Here is a 17,880-nt window from a genome sequence, read left to right on the forward strand (position 1 = left end):
AGCCGTTTCTCCCTAGTGAGTAACACGAGTGCAGCCGCGTTGGATCTCAGCTTTCCCGGTTTCGACAGACGCAGCGAAGTCAGCCGGCTTCCCCGCGATCTGTCCGCGGCCGTGGCGGATGTGGCGACGCGGCAGGGTGTGCCACCGGCGCTCCGTTCCGACATGCGGAGCGGCCGGACGGGACATCGTTCACGGCTGCTGCACCCGCTCGACTGTGCCTTCAACGGCGCGGTGGCGATGCTGTTGCGGACGTTGACCGGTGCCGGAAACGGCGACGCTCACGAACATGAAGACGGCGTTTACCTAGGCGTTTCAGCCGATCTTCAAGACCGTGTCGCTAGGGACAGTGCTGCTTTCAGAGAGGGGGCCCCCCGCCCCGATCGAGGTTGAATGATGATTGAAAATCAGAAAATCCGCCCCGCCAAGGTCATCGGCCCGCTCGGCGAGTCGCTGACGCTCGATACGCTGCCGCCGCCGTCGACGACGCGCTGGGTGGTACGCCGCAAGGCAGAGGTGGTCGCCGCGGTGAACGGCGGGCTGCTGACGGTGGACGAGGTCTGCACGCGCTATGGTTTGACGGTGGAGGAATTCGCCGGGTGGCAGCGCGCGATCGACCGGTCGGGCATGCCGGGACTGCGCGTCACGCGCATCCAGCACTATAAGTCGCTGTACGAGCGCCAGCAGAAATATTGATCGATATCGTACGCTAGACCGAAACGCGTGCGGAACATTTATCCGGCCTCATGAGTCTTTCCGCCAGAGCCCACGCCGGGCGATAAACGGAGGGACTTATGGGTATCATTCTTTGGCTCATCATCGGCGGTGTCATCGGTTGGCTCGCCAGCATCATCATGCGCACCGACGCACAGCAGGGCATTTTCCTGAACATCGTCGTCGGTATCGTTGGCGCCTTCATCGGCGGCCTGATCATCTCGGGCGGTTCGATCAACAACGCGCCGCTGAACGTCACGTCGTTCCTGGTGTCGCTGCTGGGTGCGGTGATCCTGCTCGGGATCGTGAACCTCGTGCGTCGTGGCAGCGTGCGCTAAGCGCCGCATCCCCTCGAGGTTGAAAAAAGGGCCGTCCGGGCAACCGGGCGGCCCTTTTCCGTGCGCCGGATCGACCGCTTCTTTCGGCATCCCGGCGGACGCCGGGATCCACGGACAGGGTGCCGTGGCAAAGTGGGTGGCCACTTCGAACGCGTCGCAACCATGGATCCCGGCGTGCGCCGGGATAACGAAGGGTAGGGGCGGTCGGCGAATGCCGCGAACCGCCCCGCCTCACCTCACTGCAGCAGGTAGCGTACCGACAGCGTGACGGTGACGTCCTTCTCGCCCGGTGCGATCGGGGTGGCGGCATCCGCCTTCATCGCGCGGACCATCATCGGCATGATCGGCGATCCGCCGTCGTTCTGCCCGGCTTCGGCAATCGAGATGACGCGCACCACGCGCATGCCGGCGGCCGACGCATACAGATCGGCGCGGGCACGGGCGCGCTTCACCGCATCCGCGCGTGCTTCGTCCAGCGCGGCATCGGGCTTGTCGATCGACAGGTTCGGCCCTTCGATCTGGTTAGCGCCTTCCGCCACCAACGCATCGAGCACGGTGCCGGCGCGCGCGACGTCGCGGAAGCGGACGCTGACCGTGTTGGTCGCCTGATAGCCGGTGATCGCCGGCGGCTGGCCGTCTGTGTAGCGATATTGCGGGTTGAGGCCGACGTTCGACGTCGCAATGTCGCGGGGCGCAATGCCGGCGCGCTTCAAGCCCGCCATCACGCGCGCCATCCGCTGCGCATTGTCGGACAGAGCGGCGGCGGCGGTCGGCGCCTGCGAAACGACGCCGGCCCGGATCGTCGCGATATCGGGCACGCGCGTGGTGCGGCCTTCCGCCTGGATGTCGAGGATCGTGCCCTGCGCGGGCACCAGCGGCTCGACCGTGGTCGGCAGGCTCTGAGCGTGCGCGGCGCCCGTCATCGTCACCAATCCGGCGGCAGCTCCTGCCAGCGCGGTCCAATATTTCATCGCACGACTCCCGTTGTTGCGTGTCTGGGCGGTCTCTGCCGCCGATAAGGTCAACCGTTGCTGAACGACGTCGATCCGTTGCGTAGATCAATGGCTTGCGGCATGACGCGGCGACCGTGCGCCCATCGTCGCGACCAGGGCTTGAGTGCGGTGATATATTCCGATAACACAGTGCGACGGGTACAGACCGGACGTAAGCCGGGACGGGGATGGGACGGGCATGAACGAATATAACGGGTCGATCGGTCACGAAGAGCGGATGGCGCTGCCGGGGGAACCGGCGCCGTCGGGCCGCGGACGGACGATCGTCATCACCGTGATCGTGATCGCGCTCCTCGGCGTGCTCGCCTATGTCATGTTCGGGCACAAAAAGGCCGATCCCAACGCCGGCAAGAAGACCGATCAGATGCCGGCCGTCACCTATGTGGTGCCGGGTCGCAAGACGGTGGACCGCACGATCAACGCCACTGGCACGCTGGCCGCGCGGCGCGAGATGCCGGTCGGCGTCGCGGGCGAAGGCGGCATGATCACGCGCGTGCTGGTCGAGCCGGGCCAGTGGGTGAATGCAGGGCAGGTGCTCGCCACCGTCGACCGCTCCGTGCAGACGCAGACCGCGCAAAGCCTCGCCGCGCAGGTGGCGGTCGCGCGCTCCGACCAGACGATCGCCCAGGCCGAACTCGACCGTGCCCAGCAGCTGGTCGACCGCGGCTTCATTTCCAAGGCCGACCTCCAGCGCAAGGCCGCGACGCGCGATGCTGCGGCGGCCCGCGTGCAGGTGGCCGCTGCCGGCTTGCGCGAGGCCCAGGCGCGCAACGGCCGCCTCGACATCCGCGCGCCCGCCGCTGGCCTCGTCCTGACGCGTCAGGCCGAACCCGGCCAGATCGTCAGCGCCGGATCGGGCGTGCTGTTCCGCATGGCGCAGGGCGGCCAGATCGAAATGCGCGCGCAGCTTTCCGAAGCCGATCTCGCGACGCTCCACACGGGCGCGCGGGCGCAGGTGACGCCGGTCGGCAGCGACCGCAGCTTTGCGGGCGAGGTGTGGCAGGTGTCGCCGGTCATCGACACGCAGACGCGGCAGGGCATCGCGCGCGTCGCGCTGCCCTATGATCCGGCGCTGCGGCCGGGCGGCTTCGCGTCGGCGACGATCGTCGGCGGGGCGGCGGTGGCGCCGCTGCTGCCCGATTCGGCGATCCAGAGCGACGACAAGGGCAGCTTCGTCTATATCGTCGGCAAGGACGACAAGGTCGAACGCCGCAACGTCAAGATCGGCCAGGTGTCGGATGCGGGCGTGACGATCACCTCGGGCCTGGACGGCAGCGAGCGTGTGGTGCGGGCGGCGGGTGGCTTCCTCGTCCCGGGCCAGAAGGTGAAGCCGGTCGTGGGAAAGGCGAGCTGACATGAGCTTTCGCAACATCTCCGCCTGGGCGATCCGGAACCCGGTTCCGCCGATCGTCCTGTTCATCGCACTGACGCTTGCGGGCATCGTCAGCTTCATGCGGATGGACGTGAACAACGACCCCGACATCGATTTTCCGGTCGTCATCGTCGTCATCAGCCAGCCGGGCGCGGCACCGACCGAACTCGAAAACCAGGTCACCAACCGCGTCGAATCGGCGGTGCGTTCGCTGCAAGGCATCGACGAAATCACCTCGACCGTGACCGAGGGCCAGTCGACCACCGTCGTCCAGCTCGCGATCGGCACGCCGATCGACCGCGCGGTCAACGACACGCGCGACAAGATCGCACAGATCCGCAGCAACCTGCCCGAAGGCATCCTGGAACCGCAGATCTTCCGCGCGGACACGACGGACAACGATCTCGCCAGCTATTCGGCGATCGCCAGCGACATGACGGTCGAACAGCTCAGCTGGTACATCGACAACACCGTCGCCAAGGAACTGCTGTCGGTGCCCGGCATGGCCGCGGTCAACCGCAACGGCGGCGTCAGCCGCGAAATCCGCGTGATCCTCGATCCGCTGAAGCTGCAGGCGCAGGGCCTCACCGCCGCGCAAGTCAATGCGCAGCTGCGCCAGATCAACCTCAACGCCGCCGGTGGCCGCGCCGAGATCGCCGGGTCCGAACAGTCGGTCCGCGTGCTCGGCAACGCGCGCAATGCCAACGACCTCGCACAGACGCGGATCAGCGTCGGCGACGGGCGCACCATCCGTCTCGCGGACATCGCGACGGTGCGCGACCTCTACGCCGAACAGCGCAGCCGCGCCGCGGTCGACGGGCGTCAGGCGATCAGCTTCGACTTCCAGCGCGCCAAGGGTGCCTCGGACGTCAGCGTCTTCAACGAGGCGGTTAAGAAGCTGCAAGCGCTCGAAAAGCGCAACCCGAGCGTCCATTTCGTGCTGCGCTCGAACAGCGTCAAATATACCGAGGCGCAGTACAAGTCCGCGATCCATGCGATGATCGAGGGCGCGGTGCTGGCGGTGCTCGTCGTGCTGCTGTTCCTGCGCGACTGGCGCGCGACGCTGATCTCAGCGCTGGCGATCCCACTGTCGGCGATCCCGACCTTCTGGTTCATGGAGCTGTTGGGCTTCAACCTGAACCAGATGACGCTGCTCGGTCTCAGCCTCGTCGCGGGCGTGCTGGTCGACGACGCGATCGTCGAGATCGAAAATATCGTCCGTCACATGCGCATGGGCAAATCGGCCTATCAGGCGTCGATCGATGCGGCGGACGAGATCGGGCTCGCCGTGCTGGCGACGACGATGTCGATCGTCGCGGTATTCATGCCGGTCAGCCTGATGCCGGGCATTTCCGGCCAGTATTTCCAGAATTTCGGCCTGACCGTCGTCGTGTCGGTGCTGATGAGCTTGGCCGTCGCGCGCCTCATCACGCCGATGATCGCGGCCTATTTCCTCAAGAGCTTTGGCCACGCCAGCCACGGCGAGGGCAAGCTGATGGACGCCTATATGGCGGTCCTGCGCTGGACGCTCGACAGCACGCGGCAAAAGGCGAGCGCGGCGCGTGGCGGCTTCCACCGCGTTACCAGTCGCTGGCGCGACCATCGCATGTGGGTGATGGGCCTGGGAATCCTGGCTTTCGTCATGACGATCGCGATGTTCTTCGTCATCCCAATGCAATTCTCGCCGCCGCAGGACAATGACGATTCGACCGCGACGATCGAGATGGTGCCGGGCACGACGCTGGCGCAGACCGACGCGGTGGTGACGCGCGTATCCGATTTGCTCCGTCGCCAGCCGGAGGTGCAGGCGGTTTATGCGCGCACGGGTTCGAATGGATCGGTCGCCAACGGCCGCGTGACGGCGACGCTGCGCGACGATCGCAAGGTCACCAGCACGGAGTTCGAACGCAAGCTTGCGCCCGAACTCGCCAAAATCCCCGACGCGCGCGTCGGCTTCCGGTCGCAGTTCGGCTGGGGCTCGTCGGGTCGCGACATGACCGTCGTGCTCGGCAGCGACGATCCCGAACTGCTCCAGAAGACCGCGAATACCCTGGTCGACCAGATGGCGAAGCTGGGGACGATTACTCAGCCGCGCATTTCGGGCAACCTCCAGCGGCCCGAGATCATCATCAAGCCGCGCTTCGACCTGGCCGCCAATCTGGGCGTGACGACGCAGGCCCTGTCCAGCGCGATCCGCATCGCGACCCTGGGTGATATCGACCAGAATTCGGCGCGATTCAGCCTAGCCGACCGCCAGGTGCCGATCCGCGTCGCGCTCGACCAGGGCGCGCGGACCGAGCTGTCGACGATCCAGAACCTGCCGGTCGCGACGCAGACCGGTGGATCTGTGCCGCTCAGCCTGATCGCCGACATCAGCCTAGGTTCGGGGCCGACGCAGATCGACCGCGTCAATCAGCAGCGCCGCATTGCAGTGGGTGCGGACCTTGCGCCCGGCATCATTTCCGGCGTCGCGCAGAAGCAGATCGACAATCTGCCGATCATGAAGAATCTGCCGATCGGCGTGAACAAGCTGACGCTGGGCCAGGCGAAGTGGCAGGCGGAGATGTTGCAGAACTTCGTCGTCGCGGTGATCTCGGGCACGTTCCTCGTGTTCGCGGTACTGGTGCTGCTGTACCGCCGGGCGCTGCCCCCGTTCGTCAACATGGCGTCGCTGCTGCTGGCACCACTGGGCGGTCTGATCGCGCTGTGGGCGACGGGCAATCCGCTGTCGCTGCCGGTCTTCATCGGCCTTCTGATGCTGCTCGGCATTGTCGCCAAGAACTCGATCCTGCTGATCGACTTCGCCCTCGAGGAGATGAACAAGGGCGTCGACACGCTGACCGCGATCATCGACGCCGGGCACAAGCGCGCGCAGCCGATCGTGATGACCACGGTCGCGATGGTCGCGGGTATGATCCCGACGGCGCTGTCGATCGGCGGCGACGGATCGTGGCGCGCACCGATGGGCATCGTCGTGATCGGCGGCCTGATCCTGTCGACCATCCTGACGCTGGTGATCGTGCCCGCGGCGTTCAGCCTGGCGGTGGGGGTCGAGCGCTATATCGGCCCGCGGTTGGGCCGGCGTCTGCTGACCTACCGCCCCGGTGACGACGGCAGCACGGTGGTCGGCATCGCGGGTCCGGACACGCCGACGCTGGGGCCGGTGCCCGGGCGGCTGGGCCATGGCGGGCAGCCGGCGGAGTAAGGGCGGGACCCGGCGTTTGCCGGGATGACGGGGGAAAGGGTTACATGGCTTCCCTCCGCGTCATTCCCGCGGAGGCGGGAATCCATAACCGCTAACGTGGCGAGTCTTTCGCAAGGGTAGCGTGTCTGGATTCCCGCCTTCGCGGGAATGACGGAAGTAGCGGCGTGACGAAGTAGATACGTGACGGCGTAGATGCGTTACGGAAAAGGAGGCGTGACAGATAGGGCAGGGGCAGCGGCAATGACGTCCGGCTACAGGCGACGTGTTGACCAACGCATCCCCCCATCCATCACGCCTCTTGAACTTCCCCGGCTTTCGGGGATTGTTTCGCCGATGACGTCCGTTCCCCGTATCCGCGCCGGCGAGGCGGCCCCGCCAGCCCTCGTCAGGATGCGGCGGATCGCGGGTGGGCTGCTGTTGGCGATGGCCGCGATCTTCCTCGTCAGCCGGCATTATGCGCCCATCTACCCCTGGGCGGGGTTCGTGCAGGCGTTCAGCGAGGCGGCGATGGTCGGCGGCCTGGCCGACTGGTTTGCCGTTACCGCACTGTTCCGCCATCCGCTGGGGTTGCCGATCCCGCACACGGCGATCGTGCCGCGCAACAAGGATCGGATCGGCGACACGCTCGCGATCTTCCTGCGCACCAACTTCCTGCTGCCCGCCATTATCGCGCGCCAGATGCGCCGCGTCGATGTCGCGACAGCGATCGCCCGCTGGTTGACCGATCCGCCGGAAGGGGCGGGGGGGCGGTTCCGCCGGGGTGCGTCGAAGCTGGTGGCGCAGGTGCTCGACGGCCTCGATCCGCAGCGGCTGGGCGGCATGGTGAAGGCGGGGATCGCCGCGCGGCTGCGCGAGACCGATGTGTCGCCCATCCTGGGCCGGATCCTCACCGCCACGGTTGCCGACAACCGCCATGCCCCGCTGCTCGACGGCGCCATCCGCTGGAGCGCCAAGGCGCTGGCCGCCAACGAACATCTGATCCGCCAGATGGTGCATGACCGTGCGGGATCGATCCTGCGCTGGACGGGGCTCGACGAAACCGTCGCGGACAAATTGATCGACGGTCTCGACCGGCTGATCGTCGACATGGCCGAAGACCCGCAGCATCCGTTGCGCCTGAAGGTCGAGGAGGGGCTGGATCGTCTCGCCTGGGACCTGCAATTCGATCCCGAGACGCAGGAGAAGGTCGAGGCGATGAAGGTCGAGCTGATCGCCAATCCCGCGATGCAGCGCTGGATGGACGGCCTGTGGGAGTCGGCGCGTGCCGGCCTGTTGCGCATCGCCCGCGACCCCGAAGGCGCGATGCAGGGTCAGATCGGCGACCTGCTGCGCCAGCTCGGGCAAACGCTGACCAGCGATCCGCGCTTGGCGCGTACGATCAATCGCTTCGTCCGACGCACCGTCGTGGGCATCGCCGCGGATTATGGCGAGGGCATCGTCGCGCTCGTGTCGCAAACCGTCCGTGGCTGGGATACGCGCACGATCACCAGCCGGTTGGAAAATGCCGTCGGCCGCGATCTGCAATATATCCGCATCAACGGGACGCTGGTGGGCGGACTCGTCGGTCTCGTCATCCACAGCGTCGACGTTCTGCTGTGACCGGTGTCGCGCATTCGGGGCGCGGCGATTGATCGAACCGGGGCTGAACACGCCGACCGTCCCGCCGTGGGCCGTCGCACCTGCGAAACGCCTTGCCGTTTAGGGCAACTTGCCGCACAAGCCATGGCGATGAGCGGCTCACCGGACTTCCAGCAGGATAGCGGCGGAACGCTGCGCTTTTCCGGCGATCTGCTGCTGCGTACCATCGGTACGCTGCCCGAACGACTCGATGGCGTCGCAGGACCGGTTTCGCGTATCGATCTCAGCGATGTCGGGCGGATCGATACGGTCGGCGCCTGGGTGATCCACCGCTTCGCCGCCCGCCACGACGCCCAGATCGATGGCCTGGACGAGGGCGGGCGCTATCTGCTCGACCATGTCGTCGCCGCAGACCAGCCGGTCGCGCTGCCGCAGCGCCCGTCGAATGCCTTCGTCCGTCTGCTGGGCGAGATGGGCGATGCGGTCGTCATCACCTTCCGCACCCTGTACGGCCTGCTCGGCTTCCTGGGCGCGACGACGATCGCGTTCGTCAACGTGGTGCGCCACCCCAGCCGCTTCCGCTTCAACGCGACCGTTCACCGGTTCGAGGTGGTCGGCGTGCAGGCGCTGGCGATCGTGGGGCTGATGAGTTTCCTGATCGGCATCGTCATCGCGCAACAGGGCGCAGTGCAGCTCCGACAATTCGGTGCGGAGGTGTTCACGATCAACCTCGTCGGGCGCCTGACCTTGCGCGAACTCGGCGTGCTGATGACCGCGATCATGGTGGCGGGTCGCTCGGGATCGGCCTTCGCGGCGCAGCTCGGCACGATGAAGCTGACCGAAGAGATCGACGCGATGCGCACGATCGGTGTTTCGCCGATGGAAGCGTTGGTGCTGCCGCGCACGATCGCGGCGGTGCTGCTGATGCCCCTGCTCGGCTTCTATTCGTCGCTGATCGCGATCATGGGCGGCTGCCTGCTGGCCTGGGCTTCGCTCGACATTCCGCCGGTCACGTTCATCCAGCGTATCCGCGAAGTCGTGCCGATCACCGATCTGTACATCGGCCTGATCAAGGCGCCGGTGTTCGGGGCGATCATCGCGATCGCCGGTTGTTTCCAGGGCATGCTGGTCGAATCGGATGCGGAGCAGGTCGGCCTGCGCACCACGTCGGCGGTGGTGCAGGCGATCTTCCTCGTCATCGTGCTCGACGCCTTCTTCGCGGTGTTCTTCACCTGGGTGGGGTGGAACTGATGGCGCAGCGCAACACCGCCCCCGGCGACGACGGCGAGCATGTCATCCAGGTCCGCGGCCTGAAGAATGCCTTTGGCGATTCGGTGATCCACGACGGGCTCGACCTCGACGTGCGGCGCGGCGAGATTCTGGGCGTGGTCGGCGGATCGGGCACCGGCAAGTCGGTGCTGATGCGCTCGATCATCGGGTTGCAGACGCCGGTCGAGGGCGAGATCACCGTCTTCGGCGAACCCACGATCGGCCGCGAGGAGACCGAGGCTACCAATATTCGCAAGCGCTGGGGCGTGCTGTTCCAGGGCGGCGCGCTCTTCTCGACACTGACCGTCGCCGAGAACGTCCAGGTGCCGCTGCGCGAATTCTATCGCGACCTGAACCCCGCACTGATGGCGGAAATCGCCGCGTACAAGGTTGTGATGACCGGCCTGAAGCCCGATGCCGGGCCCAAATATCCGGCCGAACTGTCGGGTGGCATGAAGAAGCGCGCCGGCCTTGCGCGGGCGCTGGCGCTTGATCCCGAACTGCTGTTCCTCGACGAACCGACGGCGGGTCTCGACCCGATCGGCGCCGCGGCGTTCGACGATCTCACCCAATCGCTCCAGAAGACGCTGGGGCTGACCGTGTTCCTGATCACCCACGATCTCGATACGCTGTACGCGATCTGCGACCGGGTCGCGGTGCTGGCGGACAAGAAGGTGATCGCGGTTGGGACGATCGACGAACTGCTCGCGCTCGATCACCCCTGGATCCAGGAATATTTCAAGGGCCCGCGCGGCCGCGCCGCGATCGCCACGCAAGAGGCGAATGCGCGCGATCACCCCACTGAAGTGAAGACCAACCAACTCGCGGCAAGTCCCGCCGCAGCGACCGAACCGGCCGAACAGGCGAGAAGCGACTGATGGAAACCCGTTCCAACCATGTGATCGTCGGCGCGGTCGTACTGATCCTGCTCGCCGTGCTTGCGATCTTCACCGTCTGGATCGCCCGTCTCGGCGGCGCGAAGACGCATGAATACGACATCTTTTTCAAACAATCCGTCGACGGATTGGCGACCGGATCGACCGTCACCTATTCGGGCGTCCCCACGGGGCAGGTGAAGAAGATTGCGCTGTGGAAGCCCGATCCCCAGTTCGTGCGCGTGCGCGTTTCGCTCAACGAGGATACGCCGATCCTGCAGGGTACGACCGCGACGATCCAGGGCAGCTTCACCGGCACCAGCACCGTCGCACTGGATGGCGCGCGCAAGGGTGCGCCGCCGATCGTCTGCCCCGAACGGCCCGATCCGACGCAATGCCCCTATGGCGTGCCGGTCATTCCGACCAAGCAGGGTGGCATCGGCGCGATCCTGAACAGCGCGCCGCAGCTGCTCGAGCGCCTCTCGACGCTGACCGAGCGGCTGACCGGCCTGCTCACCGACCGCAATCAGGCCTCGATCGCGGGTATCCTCGACAATACCAACCGCCTGACCGATGCGCTCGCCGATCGCGGGCCGGAGATTGCGGCGACGCTGGCGCAAACCCGCATCGCGATCCAGCAGGCGGGCGATGCCGCACAGTCGATCGGCAAGCTCGCCGATACGACGAACGGCGTGCTGGCGGAGGACGTGAAGCCGACGCTCGCCAACCTCAACCAGACGATCGCTGCGGCCAAGCAGAGCGCGGAGACGCTCAACTCGGCAATCCAGGATGCGCGGCCGGGCCTGCAGACCTTCTCGAAGCAGACGATTCCGGAAGCCAACCGTCTGGTGCGCGACCTGCGCGTCACCGCGACCGCGCTGTCCTCGATCGCCGACAAGGTCGATCAGGGTGGGGCAGGATCGCTGATCGGCCAGCAGAAGCTCCCCGATTACAAGGGCAAGTGAGATCATGAAGACCAGACTTCTCCTTCTCGCCGCGGCCCTGCCGCTCGCCGGCTGCATTAGCTTCGGCGCCAAGCCGCCGCCCTCGCTGCTGACGCTGGAAGAGGCGGCGATGCCGGCGGTCGGCAAGGTCGAGAATTCGGCCAACGCCCGCTCGATCGTGATCCAGGTGCCGACGACGCCCGCCGCGATCGCGGTGACGCGCGTGCCGGTCGAAGAGACGCCGACCAGCCTCGCCTATGTCAAGAACGCGCAATGGGCCGAGCCGCCCGCGCGCCTGTTCGCACGAATGCTGGCCGACACCGTCACCGCGCGCACCAACATGGTCGTGCTGTCATCGGTCCAGTCGATCGCCGATCCGTCCGCGACGCTGGCGGGCGAACTGCGTCGCTTCGGCCTCGACGCGACCCGGCGCGAGGCCGTGGTGGTCTATGACGCGGCGCTGACGCCGGCGGGCAAGGACAATGTCGTCAAGCGCCGCTTCGAGGCGCACGTACCGATCGGCGCGATCGATGCGGCCAATGCCGGACCCGCGCTCAGCAACGCCGCCAATCGGGTCGCTGGCGAAGTCGCGACCTGGGTCGCAGCGAACTGATCCTGGGGGGGCATCGCTCCCGGTTTGGCAGGTGCGGGGACGGCGGTATGCCCCCCGCCAAACAATACGAACGTCATCCCAGCGCAGGCCGGGATTTCCCGGGTAACCGCCTGACGTGGGTCCCGTCGAGCCTAACGCCCCCCGGGCTTACGGCCGGCGACGCACCGCCGGCAGTACATCGCACACTGCTGCCCCGCCCAGGCTGACCATCGGCGCGTCGGGGTTCTCGCGCCGGGCGACCGCCGCGGCGAAGCGGGGATTGTCCGCCGCACGATATTGGAAGTGCGGCCGCTGCGCGGCCGGCATGTCGCTCGCCAGCCGTACCGACACGATGCCGGTACGCTCGCCCGGCGTCGCATAGACCCCCATCGGCGCATCGCTGCGCGGCAGGCCGGACAGATAGCCCATGCCCTCCACGATCCGCCCGACGACGGTATAGTTGCGGTCCAGTCGCCGCGCCGACTGGCCGATCGGGGTGAACAGCTCTGCCCCCGATCCGGTGCTCGGCAACGCATCGCGTGCGACGCCGACCATGCCATAGCAATGCGTCAGCCACGCCTGCCGCCCGTTGGTCGCGACCGGCCAGCCGTCCGCGGTGATCCCGGATGCGGTCGAATAGGGATCGGCCCGCGTCATCCGCACCGCGGGGTCGAACGCCGCAATCTCAAATTCTGCCGCCGGCTGGTCGGTCACGCCGGCGGGCAGCGGCTTCTTTTCGGTCGCATCGCCCCATTGCGCGACCCAATTTTCCTGCACGCGATAGACGCTGGCATCGTCCCACCAGTGCGCGTGCGCGAGCGTGCGGACATTGCCGACATGCGCGGGCGCGAACCGCGGCGCGAGCCGGATGACGACCTGCTTGCCGTTGGCGAGCGTCATCACCAGCAGTTCGTCATCGGGGATCGTCCGCCAATCGGCCTCGATCGGATCGGCGGGCGTTGCGGCCGGGGCGGGGGGCGTCGCCTGGAGCGGCGCGGCGGCGAGAAGCAGGCTCAGGATCATGGCGGCAGACTGACGCAACCCACGGCCACGCGCAATCACTTGCAGCGCGCCGACGGACAGGCTAGGCGCCCCCTTCCAGGACATGCGGAGCGGTGGCCGAGTGGTCGAAGGCGCTCGCCTGGAAAGTGAGTATACGCCAAAAGCGTATCGAGGGTTCGAATCCCTCCCGCTCCGCCATTTCAGCCATTTCCGGCTTGGTTGATCATCCCATAGCTGACACTAAACCGCAGAAATCAGACGTTTTTGCGTTCGCTAACGTTTGCGGCGATCCACCCCAATCCATGCTCACCAGTAGGCTCGGCTGTGGGGCAAGCCGCCGGAGGGGCAAGCTTCGGCGCTGAAGGCTCTGACCGAGTTGGGCAGCCGATACCGGCGAAACCCGTGCCGATGATGATTGTGGGCCATTGGCGGCCGGTGCCACGCCGTTCTGAGCCTGCCGTCGGGCGCTCTTGCGTGCGTGGCATGCGTATCATCGTGTCTGCCATGTCGAGCGACATGCATCTCTCCCATTGCCGATCACGCCGGCTGTTCGAGACAGAGTGGTATCTCGTTCTCCGGCGGTGAAGAGCGGGGCAGGCCATCACCGATCGAATAGGCCAAGCTTGGGCGTCCAAGCGCCTGCGAGGCGGTTTTCGCAGGGTCAGGCTGCCGCACGAGCGATGTTAGCAGTAACGGTTGCGTGATATGGTATAACATTGCAGTGAGCGCCCTCATTCAAAGGGGGACTAGGCGTTGATGCTACCGAATTTCATCCTGCTGGCGGTTGCCGCAGGACCTGCTGCCGTACCGCCCGAGCCCAACAAGGCGGCGTCCACGATCGTCGTAGAGGGACAGCGCGATGATTCTTCCGCCGCCCAACGTCTGTCGAGCGCGTCGGGCGCGACGGTCGACGGCGCGGAACTCGAACGGCGCCGCGCACCGACGCTGGGCGAGACCGTGTCGCGGGTGCCTGGCGTGCAGAATGACTATTTCGGCCCGGCGGTCGGCCGCCCGACGATCCGGGGCCAGACCGGCGGCCGGGTCGCGATCCTGGTCGACGGTCTGCCGACACAGGATGCCTCCGGAATAGGGGCGGAACATGCCGCGGCGGTGGAACCGTTCCTCGCCGACCGGATCGAGCTGCTCAGGGGCAGCGCCGCAGTCCCCTATGGCGGCGGCGCGATCGGGGGCGTCGTGAACGTGATCGACGGTCGTATACCGACGCAGCGACATGGCGGCGGGCCCACCGGCCGGGCCGAAGTTCGCAGCGGCGACAATGTCGGCGTAACCAGCATGACGCGCCTCGACGGTGGACGTGGTGCGTTCGCGTGGCACCTCGATGGCCTGTATCGGTATCAGGGGGATCAGGCGATACCGGGCCTGGCGAAAGCCGATACGTGCCGGACGTGGTCGTCGCTCGTCTCGAACACCGGGCTTCAGGCGCTGTGCCAGGTTCGATTGGCACGGCCGACCTATGTGTATGACGCTACGGTCAAACGCTATGTCGATGCGACGCCGCTGTCGGGGCAGATCATCACGAACCTCGATCCCACCGGCGACGCGGACGGGCGCCTGCCCAATAGCGCAATCCGAACCACCGCCGTCACGGCGGGCGGCAGCATCATCGTCGATGGCGGCTTTCTGGGCCTGTCGATCGGCCGGTACGACAATAGCTATGGCGTGCCCGGCTTCGCCCTCATCACATCGTCCAGAACCGGCGCCAGCCCGATCGGCGTGACCGTGGGGCAGACACGCTTCGACCTGAAGGGTGCATTGTACGATCCGCTGCCGGGTGTCGCGACGGTAACGCTGCGCGCGGCGCATGTCCGGTCACGGGACCGCGAACGCGTGCCCGATCGCGATTGGAGCCGGTTCGACGGCAGTGGTGACGAGATGCGGGTCGAGATCACCCACCGTCCGCTCGGCCCCCTGAGCGGATCGATCGGCGGGCAGATCGCCGATCGCACCCTGCGTACCGCCGAGACGACCTCCTACCTCCCCAGCGTCGCCACGGCGGAGCGATCGGCATTCCTAGCCGAACAATTAATTCTGTCGCCGCTGACGCTCAGCGGGGGCATCCGATATGACAGGGTGCGCTATGATCTCGACGAGGCCAGCGTGCGCGCAGGCCGCGGGCAGGGGGCGGCCTATGCCCGCGATGCCGATTTCCATCTGCTGAGCGGCGATGTCGGTGCGCGTCTGGCGCTGTTCAGTTCGCTGTATCTGCGGGGGCGTTGGTCGCATGCGGAGCGGGCGCCGGGGATCAACGAGCTTTACGCCAACGGCAACCATTTCTCGATCCTGACCGAGGAGCAGGGAGACGCCCGATTGCGCAAGGAGCGCGCTGAGACGGTCGAAGTCGGCGGCGGGATCGACACATCCTGGCTGTCCGCCTCCGTGTCCGCTTACAGCACCAAGTTCGTGGACTATATCTATCTCGGCAACACCGGCGTGTCGCGGACCCTGCCGGTACGCGAATGGCGACAGGGCGATACCCGCTTCCGCGGTATCGAGGGGGAGGCGACGTTCCGGGCGACCACGCGCGTCGGACGATTCGCGCTGCACGGCTTCGGCGATTATGTGCAGGTCCACCCGATCTTCACCCTGCCGGATGGCTATAGCCCGTTCGACAGTGGTTCGACCGCTGCCCTGGATCGGCAATATTATCGGCAGCGGCTCGACGGCGATTATCTTCCGCGCACACCGATGTCGCGCTATGGTGGCGATCTCGACTGGGAAAGCGGCGCGTGGCGCGCGTCGATCGGCGCGGTACGCTATCTGCGGCAGGCCGATGTCGCGAAGGGCGAGCCGATCTCGAACGGCTTTACATTGGTCGATGCCCATGTCGCCTATAGCTTCGGCACCGCGGCCCGGTACGAGGCGTTTGTCGACGTCGCCAATCTAACGAACGCAGAGGCGCGGTTGCACAACTCCTTCCTCCGCCTGCGGGCCCCTTTGCCCGGACGTGCGGTGGCGGTGGGCCTGCGCGCGGCATTCTGACGCCGATGCCCTCGGTCGCATAGCGCGCGACCGAGGGACGGTTTTTTATATGCCCACCCCATTGGAAGAACTCGGCCGTCTCGACCGCCATCCGCGTGCGAGACGGCCAGATGCAGGGAAGGGTGGCTTCTGCTAGAATCGCTCAATGGCAAGGTTCGACAACAAGCGCGTCCTCATCACGGGCGGAACGAGTGGCATGGGGCTGGCCGGGGCGACGCGCATCGTCCGGGAGGGTGGACGCGTCATCGTCACGGGGCTCGATCCGGATCGTATCGACCGGTCACGCAGCGCTCTCGGTGATCGCGGCCGGGTTCTCGCCAATGATGCCGCCGATCCTTCCAGCGTCGCCATGCTGGTCGAGGCGGCGAAGGATGCAGGCGGGCTGGACGGACTATGGCTCAACGCCGGCTATGCCGCGCTCGGTGCGCCGGAAGAGGTCGACGCCGACGCCTTCGACCGCATGATGGCCGCCAACGTGCGCGGACCGATGCTGCAACTTGCCGCCCTGTCCGAGCACCTGACGCGTGGGGCATCGATCGTCGTGACCTCCTCGTCGTCCACCTATGAGGGGGCGGCCGCGACAGGTCTGTACGCGGCCACCAAGGGCGCCCTGATTGCGATGGCGCGGTCTTGGGCAACCGCGCTGTCGCCGCGCGGCATTCGCGTGAACGTCGTCGTGCCGGGACCGATCGACACCAATTTTCGCCACTTCCTGCCGGATAACGCAAAGCGTGGTTTCGAGGATTTCGTCGTCGGACAGGTCCCGCTCGGTCGCGCGGGCACAGCGGACGAAGCCGCAGCCGTCGCGCTGTTCCTCCTGTCGGACGAGGCCTCCTATGTCACGGGTAGCCAATATGCCGTCGATGGCGGCCTCATCATGCTGTAGCCAACGATCCTCGTTTCGTTGGCCGTTCCCGATCCGAAAGGCGGGAGGCCTTGTTCGATGTCTTGTTCTGACAGATGCTGCCGCGGTGGCCGTGCCCCTCCTCGCGAGACCGCGCCGCCGGTGGGCGGCAGCGCAGCAGTTGGGCCGACAGGATTAGTCCATCGACAGGCCATGCGTAGCGTCCGCTGCGTGACTGGCATTAGGTCGCTCGCCGCGAACGACGACGATGCTGCCGAGCACAATCAGCATTCCGCCAAGTAGGACTGGCCATCCCACCGGATCACCGAACAGGCCGATGCCCAGCGTGGCACCAACCAACGGCTCGATGTTGATGAACACGCCTGCACGGGCGCTATCGACGCGAGCCGCGCCATATTGCCACGCGGCGGTGGCGAGGAAGGTGGAGAGGAGACCCTGCCCAACGATCCCGCTCCACGCGACCGGGCTGAGCGCGAGCGGTGGCGCGCCATGGAGCAGCAGAGCGATGGGTAGCACGGTGAGCGTCGCTACCACCAATGTGACGGCAGGCACCGTCATCGCCGATCGGGTCGCAGGCACGCGCTTTAGCGCCAGCAGCCACGCCAGGAAGATCAGGAGCGACGCCAGCGAAAGCGCGATGCCGATCGCGGTGCCGGCACCGCCCGGCTTGCCCGCGATCAAAGCCGCGCCACCCGTCGCCGCGACGACCCCGATCCACGAGGCGCGCGTGACGCGTTCGCCCATCAGATACGCCGAGACCGCGATCAGTGCGGGCATCGCTCCGACCAGCAGGGCAGCCAGCGTGACGGTGACTCCAGCCAGCCCCTCGAATTGGACGACGAACGCCAATCCGTACAGCGCGCCCGCCAGCAGCACCGGTGGCGAACGGAACAGCGCTCGTGCCGCCTTCGTGGCGAGGGCGAAGGGGGCAGCGACGATGCTGGCGACAATGAAGCGGAGCAGCACCATATGCGCCGGGTCGATTTCGCGCAGGGCTAATTTGCCGAGGGGAAAGCCAAGCCCCCAGGCGAGCCCTGCCAGCGTGAGGGCCAAAAATGCGAGACGGTTCATCGCGGCTCGGTGCCGCAATGCGCGCCTTTTGGCGATAGGCGGAGC

Annotated in this window: 14 protein-coding genes and 1 tRNA gene; 12 read left to right on the forward strand and 3 right to left on the reverse strand. The window is 66.6% G+C overall.

The annotated features are described in order from the left end of the window. Positions 1–393 precede the first annotated feature (393 nt). Together ACGVWT_RS03480 and ACGVWT_RS03485 are read left to right on the forward strand one after the other, a co-directional pair. Positions 394–693, forward strand: a complete 300-nt coding sequence (locus ACGVWT_RS03480) for a DUF1153 domain-containing protein (RefSeq protein ID WP_024310369.1) — start codon at positions 394–396, stop codon at positions 691–693. A gap of 98 nt (positions 694–791) precedes the next feature. Beyond that, the gene (locus ACGVWT_RS03485) at positions 792–1,049 is read left to right on the forward strand and encodes a GlsB/YeaQ/YmgE family stress response membrane protein (protein WP_017979892.1); all 258 of its coding nucleotides are present in this window, start codon (positions 792–794) and stop codon (positions 1,047–1,049) included. A gap of 236 nt (positions 1,050–1,285) precedes the next feature. On the opposite strand, the gene ACGVWT_RS03490 is transcribed toward ACGVWT_RS03485, so the two are convergent. Continuing rightward, the gene (locus ACGVWT_RS03490) at positions 1,286–2,020 is read right to left on the reverse strand and encodes an SIMPL domain-containing protein (RefSeq protein ID WP_315460551.1); all 735 of its coding nucleotides are present in this window, start codon (positions 2,018–2,020) and stop codon (positions 1,286–1,288) included. Positions 2,021–2,240: 220 nt separating this feature from the next. Here ACGVWT_RS03490 and ACGVWT_RS03495 point away from each other — a divergent pair, with 220 nt between their 5' ends. From ACGVWT_RS03495 to ACGVWT_RS03525, 7 genes are all read left to right on the forward strand, one after another. Next, positions 2,241–3,416: an efflux RND transporter periplasmic adaptor subunit gene (locus ACGVWT_RS03495; protein WP_315460550.1), complete on the forward strand. Its 1,176-nt coding sequence runs from the start codon at positions 2,241–2,243 to the stop codon at positions 3,414–3,416. 1 nt (position 3,417) lies between these two features. After that, positions 3,418–6,639, forward strand: coding sequence for an efflux RND transporter permease subunit (locus ACGVWT_RS03500; RefSeq protein WP_315460549.1), 3,222 nt, complete (start codon positions 3,418–3,420; stop codon positions 6,637–6,639). A 333-nt stretch (positions 6,640–6,972) separates the two neighbouring features. Continuing rightward, on the forward strand, positions 6,973–8,238 hold the full coding sequence (locus ACGVWT_RS03505; protein WP_315460548.1) for a DUF445 domain-containing protein: 1,266 nt from the start codon (positions 6,973–6,975) through the stop codon (positions 8,236–8,238). A gap of 123 nt (positions 8,239–8,361) precedes the next feature. Then, complete coding sequence (locus ACGVWT_RS03510) at positions 8,362–9,468, forward strand: ABC transporter permease (protein WP_116460633.1); 1,107 nt, start codon at positions 8,362–8,364, stop codon at positions 9,466–9,468. Beyond that, the gene (locus ACGVWT_RS03515) at positions 9,468–10,364 is read left to right on the forward strand and encodes an ABC transporter ATP-binding protein (protein ID WP_018250648.1); all 897 of its coding nucleotides are present in this window, start codon (positions 9,468–9,470) and stop codon (positions 10,362–10,364) included. Before ACGVWT_RS03510 ends, ACGVWT_RS03515 begins: the two co-directional genes overlap by 1 nt. After that, a complete protein-coding gene (locus ACGVWT_RS03520; protein ID WP_017979885.1) occupies positions 10,364–11,326 on the forward strand; it encodes an MlaD family protein in 963 nt (320 codons plus the stop codon). The genes ACGVWT_RS03515 and ACGVWT_RS03520 overlap by 1 nt, the downstream gene beginning before the upstream one ends. A 4-nt stretch (positions 11,327–11,330) precedes the next feature. Beyond that, entirely contained in the window at positions 11,331–11,918 is a 588-nt protein-coding gene (locus tag ACGVWT_RS03525) for an ABC-type transport auxiliary lipoprotein family protein (RefSeq protein WP_315460547.1), read from the forward strand. A 147-nt stretch (positions 11,919–12,065) separates the two neighbouring features. On the opposite strand, the gene ACGVWT_RS03530 is transcribed toward ACGVWT_RS03525, so the two are convergent. After that, entirely contained in the window at positions 12,066–12,920 is an 855-nt protein-coding gene (locus ACGVWT_RS03530) for a peptidylprolyl isomerase (protein WP_315460546.1), read from the reverse strand. An 86-nt stretch (positions 12,921–13,006) separates the two neighbouring features. On the opposite strand from ACGVWT_RS03530, the gene ACGVWT_RS03535 reads away from it, so the two are divergent. From ACGVWT_RS03535 to ACGVWT_RS03545, 3 genes are all read left to right on the forward strand, one after another. Continuing rightward, positions 13,007–13,097: transfer RNA gene (locus ACGVWT_RS03535), tRNA-Ser, on the forward strand. Positions 13,098–13,655: 558 nt separating this feature from the next. Next, a complete protein-coding gene (locus tag ACGVWT_RS03540) occupies positions 13,656–15,899 on the forward strand; it encodes a TonB-dependent receptor (RefSeq protein WP_315460545.1) in 2,244 nt (747 codons plus the stop codon). A 145-nt stretch (positions 15,900–16,044) separates the two neighbouring features. Continuing rightward, entirely contained in the window at positions 16,045–16,785 is a 741-nt protein-coding gene (locus ACGVWT_RS03545; RefSeq protein ID WP_315460544.1) for an SDR family oxidoreductase, read from the forward strand. A 153-nt stretch (positions 16,786–16,938) separates the two neighbouring features. Here the strand turns inward: ACGVWT_RS03545 and ACGVWT_RS03550 are convergent, their stop codons facing one another. Further along, positions 16,939–17,835: a DMT family transporter gene (locus ACGVWT_RS03550; RefSeq protein WP_315460543.1), complete on the reverse strand. Its 897-nt coding sequence runs from the start codon at positions 17,833–17,835 to the stop codon at positions 16,939–16,941. Positions 17,836–17,880: the final 45 nt, after the last annotated feature.

The organism is Sphingomonas sp. S6 (genome assembly GCF_043498045.1).
GTDB lineage: Bacteria > Pseudomonadota > Alphaproteobacteria > Sphingomonadales > Sphingomonadaceae > Sphingomonas.